The sequence below is a fragment of the Streptococcus sp. GMD6S genome, from assembly GCF_000297015.1.
The window spans coordinates 1-1,584 of the sequence record NZ_AJRH01000128.1 but is presented as its reverse complement, the minus strand read 5'-3'; the positions used below and the strand labels follow the sequence as shown (position 1 = coordinate 1,584).

General features: G+C 40.5%; 3 protein-coding genes. All 3 read right to left on the bottom strand.

Annotated elements, in window-relative coordinates; genetic code table 11:
* Positions 1-126: 126 nt before the first annotated feature.
* The 3 genes from GMD6S_RS09030 to GMD6S_RS09020 all read right to left on the bottom strand — a co-directional run bounded on the left by GMD6S_RS09030 (position 127) and on the right by GMD6S_RS09020 (position 1,548).
* Positions 127-786, bottom strand: coding sequence for a hypothetical protein (locus tag GMD6S_RS09030; RefSeq protein ID WP_000782733.1), 660 nt, complete (start codon positions 784-786; stop codon positions 127-129).
* 63 nt (positions 787-849) lie between these two features.
* Complete coding sequence (locus GMD6S_RS09025) at positions 850-1,128, bottom strand: hypothetical protein (RefSeq protein WP_000777746.1); 279 nt, start codon at positions 1,126-1,128, stop codon at positions 850-852.
* A 9-nt stretch (positions 1,129-1,137) separates the two neighbouring features.
* Complete coding sequence (locus tag GMD6S_RS09020) at positions 1,138-1,548, bottom strand: HIT family protein (protein ID WP_001278305.1); 411 nt, start codon at positions 1,546-1,548, stop codon at positions 1,138-1,140.
* Between the last annotated feature and the right edge of the window lie 36 nt (positions 1,549-1,584).

Here is a 1,584-nt window from a genome sequence, read left to right as displayed (position 1 = left end):
GAAAAAAGGCTTCTTTGACCATATAAAAGATGCCTTTGAAGGAGAATAAAGTAAAAAGAGCCGGCGGGCTCTTTTTTTGTTATCATTAAAAATTTAGTATCGAGAAATCATTCTCCAGTTAGTGTACTATTTATACTTTTGAGTGAGCAAGCCAGCCACATCCATCTCCTGGATGAGTTGCTTGAATTCCTCTTCCTTTCCAGGCTTAACGGTGACGGTGTCAATGCGCTTAATCGCCGAATTATCCTGAATATCTACTAAGGTCAAAGCTTTTTCATAGAATGCGATTCCCTTTTTAAAACTTTCCTGATTATTCCAAAAGAGAAGTGAGTAATTAGGGTTAAATTTCTTTCCTTTTTCTTGGAAATACTTCTCGCCCTCCTCCCCTAAAAATTGTATTAAACCACGATTGAATAAGTTGTCTCCTACTTTATAGTAGGAAATATCTCTTGTCTGGAGGACATAGACTTTCAGTCGGTTTTTGGTGAGTTTTGGACTTTCCTTTAGGACGGGGTGGCTATTGACAACCTCATCTGAGAAAGTAACATAAAAATTTAATCCTCCACCCTCGTATTGATAGTATCCATCTGATTCTACTTTCTCAGGAGGGAGGTCAAGGGAGATAAAGATTTGTTTTAAGGTTTCATTCCCATTTCGGATGTCACTCGGTGAGGCCTTGAAAAGATTCATCACTAGTAGAAATGCTAGGGCTGCAAGCAAGCAGAGACAGCCGCAAATAATCGCGATGACCTTCGCTAGAACTTTTAAAGACTGTTTCATTTTCATTCCCTCCCTTTTCTGTTCGAATTTAGTAACCCAAAATGGAATTAAGAAAAGTTGGAGGCTTTCTTATTCTTGTTTTTCTTCTTGGAGAACCGCCATTCTGGTCTGGAAATCTTTTTCCAAGACTTTGAACTTGTAGGTCAAGTCTTTTTGGTATTCCTTGATAAGGGTTTTTTGTTGGTCGATGATTTGTAGGCTGTTTTGGATGATATCCAAATCATCCTTGATAGCTTGGACACGGTCAGTTGTATCTAGCACCTCATCCTGAATGGCTTGGCGATTTTTCACGACAAAATAACTTCCAGCTGCAGCTCCTGCAAATAGCAATAGATTGGATAGTTTCATGGCATCTCCTTAAGCGTTTTTAATGGTTTCAGCGACTTGAGCAAGTTTGTCAAAGTCAGGTTCGTGGGCGATAAAGTCAATCTTGAGGTCATCTTCTGCACCGTAGCGAGGTACGAGATGCACGTGAGTATGAAAGACTGTTTGACCAGCAACTTCCTCACAGTTGGCGATGATGTTCATTCCGGCAGCCTTGGTAGCCTTCATGACTTTTTGAGCCACTGTTGGTACTTGGGCAAAGAGTTGGCTAGCGCTGGCAGCGTCCATCTCCAAAAGATTGCGAAAATGCTCTTTGGGTACAATGAGGGTGTGTCCAGGCGTTACTTGAGAGATATCAAGAAAGGCAAGAACCTGCTCATCTTCGTATACTTTTGAAGCAGGAATCTCCCCTGCGATAATCTTACAAAAAATGCAATCTGACATAAAATCCACCTCTACTGTATTGAATTTTGATATAAT